Origin of the sequence: Lysobacter sp. Root604 (assembly GCF_001427505.1) — a bacterium.
Classification (GTDB): domain Bacteria; phylum Pseudomonadota; class Gammaproteobacteria; order Xanthomonadales; family Xanthomonadaceae; genus Lysobacter.
In genome coordinates this window covers 1,818,979-1,836,124 of record NZ_LMGS01000001.1, presented here as the reverse complement: position 1 = coordinate 1,836,124, position 17,146 = coordinate 1,818,979, and the positions used below count along the sequence as shown (strand labels likewise).

The window sequence follows — 17,146 nt, the reverse complement described above, 5'->3', positions numbered from 1 at the left end:
AATCGAAATCCCGCGACGCCACGGCGTCACGGCAGCTAAGGATAAGACATTGAACGCAGTCGCCCTCCGTCAGACCGCTCCGGCCCACGTCATCACCGATCCGGAGGCGCGCCTGGACGCTCTGTCCGGCTTGTCCCAGCGCCTGCTCGAGGCCGCGCGCGCGCGCGGCGCCAGCCAGGCCGAGGTCTCGTGCTCGGAAGAGGCGGGCCTGAACGTGAACGTGCGCATGGGCGAGGTCGAGACCGTCGAGGCCACCCGCGACCGCGGTATCGCGATCACGGTCTATTTCGGCCGCCGCAAGGGCAGCGCCAGCACCGCCGACCTGCGCGACGACAGCCTGGAGGCCACCGTCGAGCAGGCCTGCGCGATCGCGCGCTACACCGAGGACGACCCCGCCGCGGGTCTCGCCGATGCCGAATTGATGGCCCCCGCCCAGGACCAGGGCGGCTGGCGCGCGTTCGACAGCTGGCATCCGTGGATGCTGGAGGCCGACCGCGCGGTCGATCTGGCCCTGGCCTGCGAGGCCGCCGGCCGCGAGTTCGACGCGCGGGTGGAGAACTCCGACGGCGCCTCGATCGGCACCGGCGCCAGCCTGGGCGTGTACGCCAATTCGCACGGCTTCATCGGCCGCGAGGGCAGCACCCAGCACAGCCTGAGTTGCGCCCTGATCGCCGGCCGTGGCGAGGCCATGCAGCGCGACGGCTGGTACAGCATCGCCCTGGCCGAGAACGACCTGGAAACGACCGCCGCGATCGGCCGCCATGCCGCGCAACGCGCGGTGTCGCGCCTGGCGCCGCGGCAGATCGCGACCGGCGAGTACCCGGTGTTGTACGCGGCCGAATCCGCGCGTTCCCTGATCGGCCACCTGCTCGGCGCGGTGTCGGGCGGCGCGCTGTACCGGCGCGCGAGTTTCCTGTTGGATTCCGCCGGCACCCGCCTGTTTCCGGAGTGGTTCTCGATCCGCGAGCGGCCGTTCCTGCAGCGCGGCTTCCGCTCCAGCGCCTTCGACGCCGAGGGCGTGGCCACGCGCGAATCGGCGCTGGTGAGCGACGGCGTACTGCAGCGCTACATCCTGGGCAGCTATTCGGCGCGCAAGCTCGGTCTGCAGAGCACCGCCAACGCCGGCGGCGTGCATAACCTGGAGGTCGCCGCCAACGCCGGCGATTTCGAAGCCATGCTGCGCGGCATGGGGCGCGGCCTGCTGGTGACCGAACTGATGGGGCAGGGCGTGAACACGGTGACCGGCGATTACTCGCGCGGCGCGGCCGGCTACTGGGTCGAGCACGGCCAGATCCAGCATCCGGTCGACGGCATCACCATCGCCGGCAATCTCAAGCGCATGTTCGAGGCCATCGAGGCGGTCGGCAGCGACGTCGATCCGCGTTCGCACCTGCACACCGGTTCGATCCTGGTCGGGCGCATGACCGTCGCCGGCGACGCCGGCGAGGGCTGAGCCCGACGCCGACGCCGGCTTGTCATCCCGACCGGTCATGCTGCGCCAGCGCAGCCGCCTGGCCGTTGCCGGGCGGTGCTTGCGTTGCTACGAAGGTCGCGCCCTGCGGACCGTGCGCCGCCGTCCTTGACAGCGGTGGCTACGCGGCTGAGAGTGGGCCGGCTGGGGCGACCCGTACGGTCGTCGCCAATGCCATCCAAACGGGAACTGGAAAGGGGAAACAAGGAATGAGCGATATCAACGAATCATCGGCCGACGGCAACTCCGAAGACCGCACCCTGGCGCTGATCACCCATCTGTCGGCCATCGTGGCTGGCTTCGTGGTCCCGCTGATCATCTGGTTGATCAACAAGGACAAGCCGGAGAAGTCGTTCCTGATCGATCAGGCGAAGGAAGCGTTGAACTTCAACATCACGCTGCTGATCGTCTATGTCATCTTGACCGTGGTCATCACGATCCTCACGATCGTCACGCTGGGTCTGGGTAGCGTTCTGTCGATCCTGATCTGGCTGGTCTGGCTGGGTTCGATCGTGCTGTTCATCATCGGCGGCATCAAGGCCAACAACGGTGAGCGTTATCGCTATCCGTTCGCGCTGCGCCTGATCAAGTAATCGATCGCGCAAACGTAGTGCCCGACGGGCCCGGCATTGCCGGGCCCGTTGCGTTTTGGGGGCTCGCTATCTCCGCGAAGGCGGGGGGCTGGTGTCTTTGGCGCCCTTCTACAGACGAGTCCCACGCTTCGCTTCTGGCTCCCTCCTCTTTGCTTCTAGCTCCCTCCTTTGGAAAAGGGTGAAGCCGTGCGTTTACGAACCGCAGGTTCGTGCACGGCTGAACGCTAGCAAGCTCTTGCCCTTAGCTCCCTCCTTTGGAAAAGGAGGGTTGGGGAGGATTTRCTTTCTCTTGCTAGCCCAAGAGTCCGTCTGGATTCCCTTCGGTCAAAAGTAACCAAAGAGAAGGGCTAGCGTGACCAACCCTCCCTTGCGAGTTCGGGGCTAGCGCGGGGATTTTTCGAATGGACGTCCCTGTCCATTCGAAAAACGGCGCGCGTCCTGCGCGCCGCCCTTCGGGTCTACGGTTGGTCGAGTGAGTGCGGGGCTTTTGGGCTTCAATGCCGCGGCAACGGCAACGGCAACGGCACTCGTAACCGCAAGCTCCGCGCTTCGCTCCTTTGCCGTTATCCCCGAGAAAGCGGGGGATCCAGTGGCTTTAGATCGTGGCCGAAACTGCGACGTTATTCGCCCGTAGGATGCGGTGAGCCTTAGGCGAACCGTATCGTCGCGGGGCTGCGGGTGATCGCGATGATGCGGTTGTCACCGCATCCTACGAGGCGCGCTCCGAGCGGGCGCTGCGGATGTTTGGGCGAACTGCATTGCGTGTGGAGCCTGCCGTCGCGCGAGCGTCGCTCGCGCGAATCGATGATCGCGTCGCGGACTCGCCTAGGCCGTAGGATGCGGTGAGCGTTAGGCGAACCGCATCGTCGCGGGACTCCGGGTGATCGCGATGATGCGGTTGTCACCGCATCCTACGAGGCGCGCTCCGAGCGGGTGCTGCGGATTTTTGGCAACCACATTGCCGTGTGGAGCCTGCGGTTGCGCGAGCGTCGCTCGCGCGAGTCAATGATTGCGTCGCGCCGCGAACTCGCCTAGTTCGGTCAGCGCCACGGCCTTGGTGCCGAAGGGCGCCAGCGCGGCGCGCATGGTTTCCAGCAGCGCGTCCAGGCGCGCGCGCGACCCGTCCAGGCCGATCAGGGCGGGGAAGGTCGCTTTGTCCTGGGCGGCGTCCTTGCCGGCGGTCTTGCCCAGCGTGGCGCTGCTGCCTTCGACGTCGAGAATGTCGTCGCGGACCTGGAAAGCCAGGCCCAGGGCGTGCGCGTAGCGGTCCAGCGCGTCCAGCGCCGCCGCATCGGCGCCACCGCAGAGCGCGCCCATGCGCACCGCGGCGCGGATCAGGGCGCCGGTCTTGAGCGCGTGCAGGCGTTCCAGCGCGGACAGGTCCAGCGCTGCGCCGGTGCCGGTGGCGGCGATGTCCAGGGCCTGGCCGCCGCACATGCCCGAAGCGCCGGCGGCCTCGGCCAGGCTGCGCAGCAGGGCCACGCGTACGCCGTCGCCAGCCGCGGTCTCGGCCAGCACGCTGAAGGCCAGCGACTGCAGCGCGTCGCCGGCCAGGATCGCGGTGGCTTCGTCGTAGGCCACGTGCACGGTCGGCTGGCCACGGCGCAGGGCGTCGTCGTCCATGGCGGGCAGATCGTCGTGGACCAGCGAATAGGCGTGGATCAGTTCGACCGCGGCCGCGGGCGCGTCCAGCGCGGCCTCGTCGGCATCGAACAGCGCGCCGGCCGCGTAGACCAACAGCGGGCGCAGACGCTTGCCGCCCAGCAGCACCGCATGGCGCATGGCCGCGTGCAGCGCCTGCGGCGAGGCGTTCGGGTCGGGCAGCGCGCGTGCGAGCGCGGCGTCGGCGCGTTCGCGCCAGACGGCCAGGCGCGGATCACGCATCGGAGGCGTTGGGCGAGCCGGAATAGGGTTCGGCGCTGGCCGGGTCCTGCGGGTCGCTGAGCAGGCGTACGCGCAGCTCGGCCTGTTCCAGCGCGGTCTGGCAGCGGCGGTACAGGCCCACGCCGCGTTCGTAGGCGGCGAGCGAATCTTCCAGGCTCATCTCGCCGTGTTCCATCTTCTCGACCAACTGTTCGAGCGCATCCAGCGATTGCTCGAAATCGGTCACGGGCGAGGGCTCGTTGGCGGCTTTACGTGGCATGCGGCAAGTGTGCGGCGCGGGCTGCGCGGGGTCAACGCGTGCGCGCGTCGCGCGCCGCGCTCAGGGCCGCCAGACCAGGCGCGCCCGGCGTTCGCGCAGCCAGCCGTCGAACTCGGCGGAGTAGGCCAGGTCGCCGACCGCCAGCAGCGCGCCGTTGCGCGACAACAGCGGCAGGCGTCGGCGCTCCCAGGGTGGCACGCCCAGGCTCTGCAGGGCCTGCTTGAGGCTGTGGCCGTGCGCGCGGCCGGGCAGGACAATGCGCTCGCCGCCGACCCGCGCATGCGCCTCGCAGGGCGCCTCCAGGGCCGCTGCACCTTCCAGCCGCAGTTCGCCGCCACCGGGCAGGGCCAGCGGTGCGCGGCCATCCCAATGCGTGCGCCAGTCCTGCGCCAGCGCCGGCGTTTGCGCCTGCGCATGCAGCAGGTCGCGCCAGGCGCGGATCACCGCGCCGCTCCAGACGAATTCGGCCTCGGCGTCGTCGCGCGCGTCCAGCAGCTCGGCCTCGATCCGGGCCACGCCCTGGGCCGGCAGCGGCGGCAGGCGCAGGTCGGCGATCCAGCGCCGCAGCACGCGTGCGCGGCGCGCGGGCGCCAGTGCGCGCAGCCCCGCGCGCGACAGCGCCTGCGGGTCGGCGCTGCGCACCTGGGCCAGGGCCAGCGCATCCTCGCGCTCCAGCAGCGTCGCCGCCTGCGCGTTCAAGCCGGCCGAGGCCGCCAACGCGGCATCGGCCTGGGGCCAGCGTTCGCGCAGCAGCGGTAGCACGCGCCGGCGCAGGAAATTGCGGTCGTAGGCGTCGTCGGCGTTGCTGGGGTCTTCGATCCAGCGCAGTCCGTGCTCGCGCGCATAGGCCTCCAGCGCGTTGCGCGGCAGCGCCAGCAAGGGCCGCCACAGCCGGCCGGCACCGCAATCGCGCCAGCGCCGCATCGCCGCCAGCCCGTCCGGGCCGGAGGCGCGCAGCGCGCGCAGCAGGAAGGTCTCGGCTTGGTCGTCGCGGTGGTGGGCCAGCGCCAGGGTCTCGCCCGCGTGCAATCCGGCCTCGAACGCGGCATGGCGCGCGCGCCTCGCCGCGGCCTCGGGCCCGTCGCCGCGATCGTGGGCCACGTTCACCCGCGACACCGTCAGCGGAACGCTGAGTGCCGCGCAGATTTCGGCGCATTGGGCGGCCCAGGCGTCGGCCTGCGCATGCAGGCCATGGTGCACGTGCCAGGCGCGCAGGCCCTGCGCGCGCGCGGCGGGTGTGGCCGCCAGCGCGTGCAGCAGCACGCTGGAATCCAGGCCGCCGCTGTAGCCCACGCACAGCGGCCCGTCCGGCAGATCGTGCAGGGCCTGGAGCAGCGGGGTGGGGGGCGAAGACGGCATCCGCCGATGGTGCCACGGTGGTGGGACGGAGCAACCCATCGATGGCGCTGTTACCGCGCCGGAGCGCGCTTACTGTTTCCTCACCCCGTATCGAGACGCTCCGTTGGCCCGCCTGTTCGACCCGTACCCGCAACGCTCCGTGACCCTGCGCAACCGAATCGCGGTGTCGCCGATGTGCCAGTACTCGGCGATCGACGGCATGCCCGAGAACTGGCACCTGGTGCACCTGGGCAGCCGCGCGGTAGGCGGGGCAGGCGTGGTGCTGACCGAGGCCACCGCGATCTCGCCCGAAGGCCGCATTTCGCCCAGCGACACCGGCATCTGGAACGACCGCCAAGGCGAGGCCTGGTCTGAAATCGCCTGCTTCATACGCGCCAACGGCGCGGTGCCCGGCATGCAGCTGGCGCACGCCGGGCGCAAGGCCAGCGTCGAGCCGCCGTGGCTGGGCGGACGCGCGATCGCGCCGGGCTACGGCGGCTGGACGCCGGTGGCGCCGTCGCCGCTGCCGTTCGCCGACGGCCATGTCGCGCCGCGCGCGCTCGACAGCTGCGGCCTGGCCAACGTGATCGACGATTTCGCCGCGGCCGCGCATCGCGCGCTCGCGGCCGGGTTCCAATTGATCGAAGTGCATGCCGCGCACGGCTATCTGCTGCACGAATTCCTGTCGCCGCTGAGCAACCGCCGCGACGACGGCTACGGCGGCGACTTCGACAGCCGCACGCGCCTGCTGCGCGAAGTGCTGGCGGCGGTGCGCGAGGTCTGGCCCGAGCGTCTGCCGCTATGGCTGCGCGTGTCCGCCACCGACTGGGTCGAGGGCGGCTGGGACATCGAGCAGAGCATCGAGCTGGCGCGCATCGTCAAATCGCTGGGCGTGGACCTGATCGACGTCTCCAGCGGCGGACTCATGCCCAACGTGCGGATTCCCGTCGGCCCCGGTTATCAGGTCCCGTTCGCCGCGCGCATCCGCCGCGAGGGCGGCATCGCCACCGGCGCGGTCGGCCAGATCACCGATGCGACGCAAGCCGAAGGCATCGTCGAAAGCGGCGAGGCGGACGTGGTGCTGCTGGCGCGCGAACTGCTGCGCGACCCGTACTTCCCGCGCCGCGCGGCGGCGGAGCTGGGCGCGGAGCTGCATGGGCCGGATCAGTATTTGCGGGCTTGGTAGTCCGTCGCCGCGGCTAGCGTGGTACGTGTTCCGCCCACAAGGCTTCGAACACGGCTGCACTGATGGCGATGCCTTCAAACTGTGGATCGCTGTTGATCTCTAGCAGCGATGGGACAGGAACCTCGCCCAGTCGAGTGTCCGAAAAGTCGTCTTCACGGCTCGAAGCCGATGCGACCCGGCCATCGAGGAAGAATTCGAGCTTGCGGGTCTCGTAGCCGTCGGCGTCGATTTCCGAGACCAGACGGATGGGGTAGTCGGGCTCGGCGTGATGCCAATGCACGTCGATGTGCGTTGTGTTGATCTTCATCTTGGAGCTGCGATTACTGCGTGACTGCGGCGGGAGTGAGGCGGGCTAAATCTCGCTGCGGATCGATATGCGCAGGGTCGATTCCGAGCTCGCCGGCGAGATAAGCGTAACGTTCGTTGAACTGCTCGCGATTACGCATAGGCTCGCGGGATGGGAACTTCATCATCCCGACTAATGCGATGGTTTCGGCTCGCGTCAGTCGATCAGCCGGAACGCCGAAGTAAGCGGGCGCGGCGGCTCGTAATCCACGCGCATTCCGGCCGAACCAAGCCGTATCCAGACTGTAGTCGGCGATCTGCTCCGGCCGCCACTCGTTGCTCAGACGGATCATCGCTGCGATTTCCGCAACTATCCGGTTGGCGGGGCGCGAATCAGTGCGAGCCCGGGATAAGATCAAGCGCGCCGCTTCGCTCATCAGGGAGTGCGATGCGCGCGGGCCGAGCGGCTCTCGGCCGTCGATACTGACTGCGTGCAATACCTTCCAGCACAGCTTCAGCGGGTCCAGGCGCTCCACGCGCATCGGGCCTTCGCCGCCCAGCGATGCCCAATAGATACCGCGTACATCGTCCGAGTACTGATGCTGCGCGCGCGACAACTCTCGCGGCAGTGCGCTGGCGCCTTGCCAATAGAGGCCATACACCATCGACACGAACGCCGCAGCCAGTACCAAGATCGTGCCGACTATCCATTTCGGCCACGCACTCATGGGGCGGCCGGCTTCGAGGCAGGCTTCAAACGCGCCAAATCGCGTTCGAAGTCGATCGTGGAGGTATCGACGCCCGACCGTTCGGCGATGCGCAAGTAATGCCTACGAAAGCGATCCGGATGGCGATCCGGATCGTTGATCGAGGGATTGCCCATCACGGTAAAGAGAGCGAGCTGTTCCGCTCTGGTTAGTCGCTGTGCGGGCAGGCCGAAGTAGGCCTCGGCCGCCGCATCGTAGCCGAAGGCGTCGCGTCCGAATGCCGACTGCTCCAAGAGCAGGTCGATGATCTGTTCCGGCGTCCTTTCGTTGCTGAAACGTATCCAGGACGCGACGCTAGCCAGATGATGGCGCGTCATCGAAATGTGATCCGTTCTCCGGATCGTCGCTAGACGCGAAGCGTGCGTTAACACTCGCTCCTCTGCCGTAGGTTTGGGGATGTGCTCGTCGCGAGTGAGGACGAAAACGCGCCAGACCAGCTTTAACGGGTCCATGCGTTCGATCTCGATTGGCTCGCGACCGCTCTCAGACCGCCAGTACGCCTGCCGCACTTCGGGGGGGTATGCACGCTGCGCCGTTGGCAGCTCAGCCGGCAACGCGCTGGCGCCGTACCAGTACAAGCCGTAGATCAGGCAAACGAACAAGACGGCCAGCAGCGCCACAGTGCCGACGATCCATTTCGGCCAGCCGCTCACGTCCCGGGCCGCGCGCTTACGCGGCCTCGTAAGCCCCGTAGCCGCGCAGGCGCTCGTAGCGGCGCTGCAGCAGTTCCGGTGCCGGGATCTGTTCCAGGGCGTCGAGCTCGTTCAGCAGCACGGCCTTGAGGCGGGTGGCCATCTGCTTGGGGTTGCGGTGGGCGCCGCCGATCGGCTCTCGCACGATCTTGTCGATCAGGCCCAGCTCGAACAGGCGCTTGGCGGTCAGGCCCAGTTGCTCCGCGGCGTCCTTGGCCTTCTCGGCGGTCTTCCACAGGATCGAGGCGCAGCCTTCGGGCGTGATCACCGAGTAGGTGCTGTATTCCAGCATCAGGGTGCGGTCGCCGACGCCGATCGCGAGCGCGCCGCCGGAGCCGCCTTCGCCGATCACGGTGCAGATCACCGGGATCTTGAGTTCGGCCATTTCCAGCAGGTTGCGCGCGATCGCCTCGGACTGGCCGCGCTCTTCGGCGTCGATGCCCGGCCAGGCGCCGGCGGTGTCGATGAAGGTCAGCAGCGGCAGCTTGAAGCGCTCGGCCATCTTCATCAGGCGCAGCGCCTTGCGGTAGCCCTCGGGGCGCGGCATGCCGAAGTTGCGGCGGATCTTGCTCTTGGTGTCGCGGCCCTTCTGGTGGCCGATGATGACCACCGGACGGCCGTCGATGCGGCCCAGGCCGCCGACGATGGCGGCGTCGTCGGCGAAGGCGCGGTCGCCGGCCAGTTCCTGGAACTCGTCGCAGATCACCCGGATGTAGTCCAGGGTGTAGGGGCGCGCCGGATGGCGGGCCAGCTGCGAGATCTGCCAGGGGCTGAGGTCGCGGAAGATCTGCGCGGTACGCAGGCGCAGCTTGTCCTGCAGGGCGTGGATCTCGGAATCGATGTCGACCGCCGGCCCGCTGTTGGCGTGGCGCAGTTCCTGGATCTTGGCTTCCAGGTCGGCGATGGGCTGCTCGAAGTCGAGGTAGTTCGGATTCATGCTCGGGCCGGGGCCGGAAAGGGGCACAGTCTAGCCCAGGGGGGCGGACCGTACCGAGGGGTAGGGGGGAGGGGCAGGAGTGAGCGGAGAGGAGTGAGGAGTGGGCGAAAGCTGGTACCGCCCTTGCTCACTCCTCACTCCTCTACGCTCACTTCTCGCTTCTAGCCCCCAGCCCAGGGCTTGGCCAGGGTCAGCTTGACCGCGCGCACGCCGGGCTGGGCGCGCAGCGTGCCGACCAGGTCGGCGTCCACGCGCACCGACTGGCCGCCGTTGAGATCGAGCATGCCGGCCGCGCCGGCGCGCAGCAGGTCCAGGCGGATCGGCGTCTGCCCGGGGCGGTTCTTGGCCAGCAGCGCGTCCACGCGTTGCCAGGTGCCGGGCACGCGCAGGTCCAGGCGCATCGACAGGCGCTGCGCGTGCTTGGCGCAGACCTGCGAGTACTCCCAGCAGCGCTGCGCGCGCAAGGCGAAGCCGCCGCTGAAGGCGTCCTCGCGCAGGCCGCCCTGCACGATCAGCAGGCGGTCGCGCGCGAGCAGGGAGGCGAACTCGCCGTAGGTCTCGGCGAAGAAGGCGCATTCGAGCCGGCCGCGGCCGTCCTCGATCTGCACGAACATCTGGCTGTCGCCCTTCTTGCGCAGGCCGACGACCTGGCCGGCCACCACCACTTCCAGTTCCGGGCGCCAGCCGCTGCGCGCGCTCTCGGGACGGTTCTCCCAGATCCGGTCGAGCTCGCCCAGATCGTTGCCGACCAGGCCGCGCAATTCGTCGCGATAGGGGTCGAAGGGATGGCCGCTGAGGTAGTGGCCCAGGGTTTCGCGTTCGCCGGCCAGCAACTGCGCCAGCGGCCACTCGTCGGCTTCCGACAGGTCCAGGTGCAGCGCCGGCGCGGCCGCCTCGAAGCCGCCGAACAGCGAGACCTGGCCGGCGTCGCGCTCGCGCGCGAGCTGGTCGGTGGCCTTGAGCACCTCCGGCAGCTGCAGCATCAGGCTCGCGCGGTTCTTGCCCAGCCGATCCAGGGCGCCGGCCTGGGTCATCGCTTCCAGCGCGCGCCGGTTGAGCTTGCCGCTGTCGACGCGTTTGCAGAAATCCAGCAGATCGTCGAAGGGCCCGGCGCGGCGCGCATCGACGATGGCCTCGCAGGCGCCGCGGCCGACGCCCTTCACCGCGCCCAGGCCGTAGCGGATGGTGCGCGCGTCCTTGGCCTCGAACATGTAGGCCGAGGCGTCCACGTCCGGCGGCAGCACGTCCAGGCCCATGGTGCGCGCTTCGTCGAGGAAGCCGACGATCTTGTCGGTGTTGTCCATGTCCGAGGACAGCACCGCGGCCATGAATTCGGCCGGGTAGTGCACCTTCAGCCAGGCGGTCTGATACGCGACCAGGGCGTAGGCGGCCGAGTGCGACTTGTTGAAGCCGTACTCGGCGAACTTCTCCATCAAGTCGAAGATCGGGCTGGCCTGCTTGGCCGGAATACCGCGTTCGGCGCAACCGGCCTCGAACTTGGCGCGCTCCTTCGCCATTTCCTCGGGCTTCTTCTTGCCCATCGCGCGGCGCAGCATGTCGGCGCCGCCGAGCGTGTAGCCCGCCAGCACCTGGGCGATCTGCATCACCTGTTCCTGGTACACGATGACGCCGTAGGTCGGCGACAGCACGGGTTCCAGCGAGGCGTGCGGATAACTGACTTCGGTGTTGCCGTGCTTACGATCGACCCATTCGCGATCCATCCCCGAGCCCAGCGGGCCGGGACGGAACAGCGCGGCGAGCGCGATGATGTCTTCGAAGGTGTCGGGCTTGGCGCGCTTGAGCAGCTCGCGCATGCCGCGCGATTCGAACTGGAACACCGCGACCGTGTCGCCGCGCGCGAACAGCTCGTAGCTGAGCTTGTCGTCCAGCTCCAGCGCGGTGATGTCCAACGGCGCTTCGCCGGCCGCGGCGCGGCGCAGGTTGATCGCCTTCACCGCCCAATCGATGATCGTGAGCGTGCGCAGGCCGAGGAAGTCGAACTTGACCAGGCCGACGGCTTCGACGTCGTCCTTGTCGAACTGGGTGACCGGGTTGCGGCCGCGGCCTTCGCCGTCGTGTTCGGCGAACAGCGGGCAGAAGTCGCTCAGCGGCGAGGGCGCGATCACCACGCCGCCGGCGTGCTTGCCGGCGTTGCGGGTCAGGTCTTCCAGGCTCAACGCCAGGTCGAGCAAGTCGCGTACGTCGTCCTCGGTGCGGTAGCGGTCGATCAGGTCGGCCGAGGCCAGCATCGGGTTCTGCTTGGCCGCGTCGGTGTTGCCCAGCGCGTCGTCCAGGCTGATGCCCAGGGTGTTCGGGATCAGCTTGGCGATGCCGTCGACGAAGCCGTAGGGATGGCCGAGCACGCGTCCGGAGTCGCGCACCACCGCCTTGGCGGCCATGGTGCCGTAGGTGATGATCTGGCTAACACGGTCGCGGCCGTACTTGGCGGCGACGTAGTCGATCACCTCGTCGCGCCGATCCATGCAGAAGTCGATGTCGAAGTCGGGCATCGACACGCGTTCGGGATTGAGGAATCGCTCGAACAGCAGGTCGTAGGGCAGCGGGTCCAGATCGGTGATGCCCAGCGCCCAGGCCACCAGCGAGCCGGCGCCCGAACCGCGGCCCGGACCGACCGGGATGCCGTGGTCCTTGGCCCAGTTGATGAAGTCCGCGACGATCAGGAAGTAGCCGGGGAAGCCCATCTTGATGATGACGTCGAGCTCGATCTCGAGCCGGTCGTCGTAGTCCTGGCGGCTCTTGCCGTCCGCCAGCGGGGCCTTCTCCAGGCGCTTTTCCAGGCCCTCGCGCGCGGAGTTGCGCAGCCAGCTCTCGATGGTGTGCTCGCTGGGCACCGGGAACGCCGGCAGGGCGTACTCGCCCAGCTTGAGTTCGACGTTGCAGCGCGTCGCCAGCGCCACTGCGTTGTCGATCGCATCGGGGATGTCGGCGAACAGCTCGGCCATCTCCTCGGACGATTTCAGGTACTGCTCTTCGCTGTAGTCGCGCGGGCGCTTGGGATCGTCGAGCACGCGGCCCGAGGCGATGCACACGCGCGCCTCGTGGGCTTCGAAACCGTCGCGGTCGAGGAAGCGCGCGTCGTTGCTGGCGACCACGGCCAGACCGCGCTTGCTGGAGGCGTGCAGGGCGAAGGCGTTGAACGCGTCCTCGCCGTCGCGGCGGCTGCGCGTGAGCTCCAGGTGCAGGCGGTCGTCGAGCACGCTCTGCCAGTCGGCGATCCAGGCTTCGGCCAGTTCGTGGCGGCCGCCGATCGCCAGGCGCCCGCCCAGGCTGTGGCGGCCGGCCAAAGCGAACAGGCCGCCGTTGTCCTCGCGCAGCCATTCCGGGCGCAGCACCACGCCGTCGACGCGGTGGCCTTCCAGCCAGGCGCGGCTGAGCAGGCGCGACAGGGTCAGGTAGCCGCCGCGGTCGCGGCACAGCAGGGTCATGCGCGAGGGCGTTTCGTTGCCGTCGGCCAAGCCGACGTCGGCGCCGATGATGGGCTTCAGGCCCGCGCTCTCGGCGGCCTTGTAGAACTTGACCGTCGCGAACAGGTTGTCGAGGTCGGTCAGGGCGACCGCGGGCTGACCCAGGCTCGCGCAGCGTTTGACCAACTCGTCGATGCGGATCGTCGAGTCGGCCAGCGAATACTCGCTGTGCAGGTGGAGATGAACGAAGCGTGCGGACATGCGACAACCGGCGTGACAGCCAGCAGGTTAGCAGCCCGGCCGCCGCGTACAAGGCTTGACATCGCGGCGGCCGCGCCTGGCGCGCGCGGGAGCGCGCGAATCGGCGCCGTTGCGCGCCGATCGCCGCGCTTTCGTGTGCGTTCGAGCGCTCCAGGCCGGCTCGAACGCGCTCGCTTCAGGTCACCCGGAACGGCGACTGCGCGGCATGGAAGGCCGGTGCGTAGTGGTGTTCGTGGACGCGCACGCGCTGTTGCAGCAGGGCGATCTCGTCCAGGCGCTCGCGCACCCAGGACGCGCGCAGCTCGGCGCCGTTGGCGTGCGGATGGCGGAGTTCGCGGTAGGCGCAGAAGTCGCGGTAGTCCTCGGCCTCCTCGGCGAAGGCGGGCCAGGCCAGTTCGATCAGCAGCACGTCGTCGAGCAGGCCCAGCAGCGGAATCCGGTCCGGGATCAGGTCGTCGCCGTCGTCGACATAGGCCAGCAATTTGTCCAGGCGCGCACGCACGCCGGGCTCGCAGTCCCAGTCGGGGTCGGCCAGCATCGCGCGCAATTCCTGCAGGCGTTGCAGACGTTGATCGACCACGGCGCGCGCGTCCTCCTTGGGCATCGCGCTCAACCAGGTGGCCAGGCGTTGCAGGCGGGTGGCGTCGACGCGCGCGGCATCGGGGTGGAGTTCGTGCACCAGGGCGTCGAAGGCGGCGATCGCCGCGGGCGTGACCGCCATGGCCGGTTCCAGCGACGGCACCGGGGCGCGGTCGGACTCGAACGGCAGGGGCTGGGAAGTCGGGGTCGGATGGGGCATGCGCATGGAGCACCTCCGGTTCCGGCCATGGGGGCGGGCGTCGGGCACGGCCGGAGTGCGTCGACCCTCATCCTTAGAGATGCCGCGGCAGCATGCGTGGTTGCCTAGGGTGATCGCACCTGCGGAAAGTCGCCGTGACCTAGGGCAGGTATGGGCTGTTCAGCCGACGGGCGGTCGGCGCGCCAGCCGCAGAGGCTGGAAATCGCGGCGCCGGTCTCCCCCTTTGAAAAAAGGGGGATCGAGGGGATTTGTTTTCAGCCCGCGCGGGCAGTCGCCAGCGGTTCGACGGACTCGCCCTTTCCGTCAGCCAACCGCGACCGTTCCGACCAACGGCTGTAACGCCAGCGCCGCGCGCACGGGCGCGAAGCTGCGGCGGTGCTGCGGGCAGGGGCCGTGCGCGGCCAATGCGGCCAGGTGCGCGGGCGTGCCGTATCCCTTGTGTTCGTCGAAACCGTATTGCGGCCATTGCGCGTGCAGCTCGCGCATGTGGCGGTCGCGCGCGACCTTGGCCAGGATCGAGGCGGCCATGATCGCGCGGTCGCGCGCGTCGCCGCCGATCAGGGCCTCGGCCGGGCAGGGCAGGCCGCGCGGCAGGGCGTTGCCGTCGATGCGCGCCAGTTCGGCCGCATGCGCGACCGCCTCGACCGCGCGCCGCATGCCGGCCAGGGTGGCCTGGAAGATGTTGATGCGGTCGATTTCCTCGACCTCGACGTAGACCACGCTCCAGGCCACGGCGCGTTCGACGATGCGCGCGTACAGCGCTTCGCGGCGCTCGGCGCTGAGCTGCTTGGAATCGTCCAGTCCGTTGACCGGCGTGCGGCCCGGGCCCAGCACCACCGCGGCCACCACCACCGGGCCGGCGAGCGGGCCGCGCCCGGCCTCGTCGACGCCGGCGATGCGTTGGGCGCCGCGGGCCAGGCTCAGGTCCAGCGCGAGTTGGCCGCTCGCCTTAGCCATGGCCGCTGGGCAGCAGGTCGGCGACCGCGTCGGCGGCGCGCGCGGAGGCGTCGCGGCGCAGGCTGAGGTGGATCTGTTCGAAGCGCGCCGGCAGCGTGCTGGCGCGGCCGGCGTCGCGCAGCAGCGCGAGCGTGGCTGCGGCCAGTTTCTCGGGCGTGCAGTCGGCCTGCATCAGCTCCGGCACCACGCGTTCGCCGGCCAGCACGTTGGGCAGCGAATAGGTGTCGGTCTTGAGCAGGCCGAAGGTCTTGACCAGGGTGTAGGTCAGCGGCGCGATCTTGTAGGCGACCACCATCGGGCGCTTGGCCAGCATCGCTTCCAGGGTGGCGGTGCCGGACGCCAGCAGGACCACGTCGCAGGCCGTCATCACCGTGCGCGCGCCGCCGTCGGTGACGTGCAGCGCCGGGCGCAACGCGGCCGCATCCGGATGCGCGGCCAGCACGCGCTCGAATGCGGCACGCGCCTGCGCGTTGGCCATCGGCGCGACGATGCTCAGGCGCGGTTCGGCCGCACGCAGGCGCGCGGCGGCGGCGAGGAAATCGCCGCTCAGGCGTTCGACTTCGCCGACCCGCGAGCCGGGCAGCAGGGCCAGCACCGGCGCCTCGTCGTCCAGGCCCAGGCACATGCGCGCCTCATCGCGATCGGGATGCAGCGGCATTTCGTCGGCCAGCGGGTGGCCGACGAAACGCGCGTCGACGCCGTGGCGCGCGTAGATCGCCGGCTCCATCGGAAACAGGCACAGCACGCGATCGGCCGATTGCCCGATCTTCTCGGCGCGCTTCTCGCGCCAGGCCCAGACCGAGGGGCTCACGTAGTGCACCGTCTTCACCCCGCGCTGCTTGAGCCAACGCTCCACGCCGAGATTGAAGTCGGGCGCGTCGATGCCGATGAACACGTCCGGCTTCCAGTCGAGCACGCGCTTGCGCAACTCGCCGCGCAGGCGCAGCAGGCGCGGCAGATGCTTGAGCACTTCGACCAGGCCCATCACCGCCAGTTCGGAGGCGTCGTACCACGCGTCCAGGCCGGCTTCCTGCATCTGCTCGCCGCCGATGCCGACGAACAGCGCGCCCGGGTGGCGGCGCTTGAGCTCGGCGATCAGGCCGGCGCCGAGCAGGTCGCCCGAAGCCTCACCCGCGACCAGGGCGATGCGCAGCGGGGGCGGCGGCGGGGCCGGGAAGATGTCGTCGATGGCGGCGGCAGGGGCGGTGGCGTTCATCGGGCGAGTGGCGCTCCAGTACGTGCTCGTAGGGCGCGCGCTCGAACACACAGCGCGCCACGGGCTTCAGCTCGGGGGCTGAGCTGTCGGCGGCATTGTGCCCTGCCGGGCGGCCATCGTCGTCCTAGTGGGTCACATCCTGCCAAAGCAGGTGATGGCGGTCCGCTTCCGAGCGGCAGGCGGTCACGCCGCGATGGTCGCGACCGCCATGGCAGCGGTGCCGGACCGGAGAAGGGTGGGCTGCACGGGCCGGCGCCACCCGGCAACCGCGCCGGACCGCGCTCGGCTCAGCGCAGCAGCGGGCGCTCGCCGGCGTCGATGAAGGCCAGCAGCGCGCGCACGTCGTCGCTGTCGCCGGCCAGCGCGATCAGCTTGCCGCGCGCTTCCTCCAGGGAAGTGCCGGACATGTAGAGGGCGCGGTAGGCGCGCTTGATCGCGGCGATGCGCTCGGCGTCGAAACCGCGACGCTTGAGGCCTTCGCTGTTGATGCCGCGCGGACGGCCGTAACCGTCCTGGGCAACCATCACGAACGGCGGCACGTCGCCGTTGACGAACGCGCCCATGCCGATGAAGGCGTGCGCGCCGATGCGGCAGAACTGATGGATGCCGGCGAAGCCGCTGAGGATCACGTGATCGCCGACCTCGACGTGGCCGGCCAGGGTCGCGTTGTTGGAGAACACGCACTGATTGCCGACCGCGCAGTCGTGGGCGACGTGGACGTAGGCCAGCAGCCAGTTGTCGTCGCCGATGCGGGTTGCGCCGCCGCCGTTGCCGGTGCCGCGGTTGACGGTGACGAACTCGCGGAAGGTGTTGCGGTCGCCGATCACCAGCTCGGTGCGTTCGCCGGCGAACTTCTTGTCCTGCGGCTCGCCGCCGATCGCGCACTGGCCGATGAAGCGGTTGTCGCGGCCGATCCGGGTCGGGCCGCGGATCACGCAATGCGGCCCGATTTCGGTGCCGTCGCCGATCTCGACCTCGTCGCCGATGTAGCTGAAGGCGCCCACGCGCACGCCGGCGCCGAGCTTGGCGCCCGGCTCGATCACCGCGCTGGAGTGGATCAGATCGCTCATGCGTAC

15 protein-coding genes are annotated in these 17,146 nt (G+C 69.4%); 3 read left to right on the top strand and 12 right to left on the bottom strand.

Annotated elements, in window-relative coordinates; genetic code table 11:
• Window positions 1-91: 91 nt before the first annotated feature.
• Together pmbA and ASD69_RS08165 are read left to right on the top strand one after the other, a co-directional pair.
• Window positions 92-1,453, top strand: a complete 1,362-nt coding sequence (pmbA, locus tag ASD69_RS08170; protein WP_157499107.1) for a metalloprotease PmbA — start codon at window positions 92-94, stop codon at window positions 1,451-1,453.
• A 227-nt stretch (window positions 1,454-1,680) separates the two neighbouring features.
• Window positions 1,681-2,064, top strand: coding sequence for a DUF4870 domain-containing protein (locus tag ASD69_RS08165; protein WP_056176167.1), 384 nt, complete (start codon window positions 1,681-1,683; stop codon window positions 2,062-2,064).
• 1,002 nt (window positions 2,065-3,066) lie between these two features.
• Here ASD69_RS08165 and ASD69_RS08160 read toward each other — a convergent pair.
• Genes ASD69_RS08160 through tilS form a run of 3 tightly spaced genes read right to left on the bottom strand, consistent with a single transcriptional unit; the run spans window position 3,067 to window position 5,566 of the window.
• Complete coding sequence (locus tag ASD69_RS08160; RefSeq protein ID WP_056176164.1) at window positions 3,067-3,948, bottom strand: farnesyl diphosphate synthase; 882 nt, start codon at window positions 3,946-3,948, stop codon at window positions 3,067-3,069.
• Window positions 3,941-4,207 carry an exodeoxyribonuclease VII small subunit gene (locus ASD69_RS08155; RefSeq protein WP_056176161.1) on the bottom strand — a complete coding sequence of 89 codons (267 nt, stop codon included), beginning with the start codon at window positions 4,205-4,207 and terminating at the stop codon, window positions 3,941-3,943. Before ASD69_RS08155 ends, ASD69_RS08160 begins: the two co-directional genes overlap by 8 nt.
• A 60-nt stretch (window positions 4,208-4,267) precedes the next feature.
• Window positions 4,268-5,566: a tRNA lysidine(34) synthetase TilS gene (gene tilS, locus ASD69_RS08150; RefSeq protein WP_056176158.1), complete on the bottom strand. Its 1,299-nt coding sequence runs from the start codon at window positions 5,564-5,566 to the stop codon at window positions 4,268-4,270.
• Window positions 5,567-5,669: 103 nt separating this feature from the next.
• On the opposite strand from tilS, the gene ASD69_RS08145 reads away from it, so the two are divergent.
• The gene (locus ASD69_RS08145; RefSeq protein ID WP_056176156.1) at window positions 5,670-6,731 is read left to right on the top strand and encodes an NADH:flavin oxidoreductase/NADH oxidase; all 1,062 of its coding nucleotides are present in this window, start codon (window positions 5,670-5,672) and stop codon (window positions 6,729-6,731) included.
• A gap of 13 nt (window positions 6,732-6,744) precedes the next feature.
• Here ASD69_RS08145 and ASD69_RS08140 read toward each other — a convergent pair whose 3' ends face one another.
• From ASD69_RS08140 to lpxA, 9 genes are all read right to left on the bottom strand, one after another.
• The gene (locus tag ASD69_RS08140; protein ID WP_056176153.1) at window positions 6,745-7,038 is read right to left on the bottom strand and encodes a hypothetical protein; all 294 of its coding nucleotides are present in this window, start codon (window positions 7,036-7,038) and stop codon (window positions 6,745-6,747) included.
• A gap of 13 nt (window positions 7,039-7,051) precedes the next feature.
• Complete coding sequence (locus tag ASD69_RS08135; RefSeq protein WP_056176150.1) at window positions 7,052-7,744, bottom strand: transglycosylase domain-containing protein; 693 nt, start codon at window positions 7,742-7,744, stop codon at window positions 7,052-7,054.
• On the bottom strand, window positions 7,741-8,436 hold the full coding sequence (locus ASD69_RS08130; protein ID WP_157499083.1) for a transglycosylase domain-containing protein: 696 nt from the start codon (window positions 8,434-8,436) through the stop codon (window positions 7,741-7,743). The genes ASD69_RS08135 and ASD69_RS08130 overlap by 4 nt, the downstream gene beginning before the upstream one ends.
• 16 nt (window positions 8,437-8,452) lie before the next feature.
• Window positions 8,453-9,412 (bottom strand): acetyl-CoA carboxylase carboxyltransferase subunit alpha, encoded by a 960-nt coding sequence (locus ASD69_RS08125; protein ID WP_056176141.1) that lies wholly within the window; start codon window positions 9,410-9,412, stop codon window positions 8,453-8,455.
• Between the two features lie 161 nt (window positions 9,413-9,573).
• The gene (gene dnaE / locus ASD69_RS08120) at window positions 9,574-13,098 is read right to left on the bottom strand and encodes a DNA polymerase III subunit alpha (RefSeq protein WP_056176138.1); all 3,525 of its coding nucleotides are present in this window, start codon (window positions 13,096-13,098) and stop codon (window positions 9,574-9,576) included.
• A 175-nt stretch (window positions 13,099-13,273) separates the two neighbouring features.
• Window positions 13,274-13,903 (bottom strand): hypothetical protein, encoded by a 630-nt coding sequence (locus ASD69_RS08115; RefSeq protein ID WP_056176135.1) that lies wholly within the window; start codon window positions 13,901-13,903, stop codon window positions 13,274-13,276.
• 297 nt (window positions 13,904-14,200) lie between these two features.
• Complete coding sequence (gene rnhB / locus ASD69_RS08110; protein ID WP_056176132.1) at window positions 14,201-14,854, bottom strand: ribonuclease HII; 654 nt, start codon at window positions 14,852-14,854, stop codon at window positions 14,201-14,203.
• Window positions 14,847-16,070: a lipid-A-disaccharide synthase gene (gene lpxB, locus ASD69_RS08105; protein WP_082576338.1), complete on the bottom strand. Its 1,224-nt coding sequence runs from the start codon at window positions 16,068-16,070 to the stop codon at window positions 14,847-14,849. The genes rnhB and lpxB overlap by 8 nt, the downstream gene beginning before the upstream one ends.
• Window positions 16,071-16,357: 287 nt before the next feature.
• Window positions 16,358-17,140 (bottom strand): acyl-ACP--UDP-N-acetylglucosamine O-acyltransferase, encoded by a 783-nt coding sequence (gene lpxA / locus ASD69_RS08100; protein WP_056176131.1) that lies wholly within the window; start codon window positions 17,138-17,140, stop codon window positions 16,358-16,360.
• Between the last annotated feature and the right edge of the window lie 6 nt (window positions 17,141-17,146).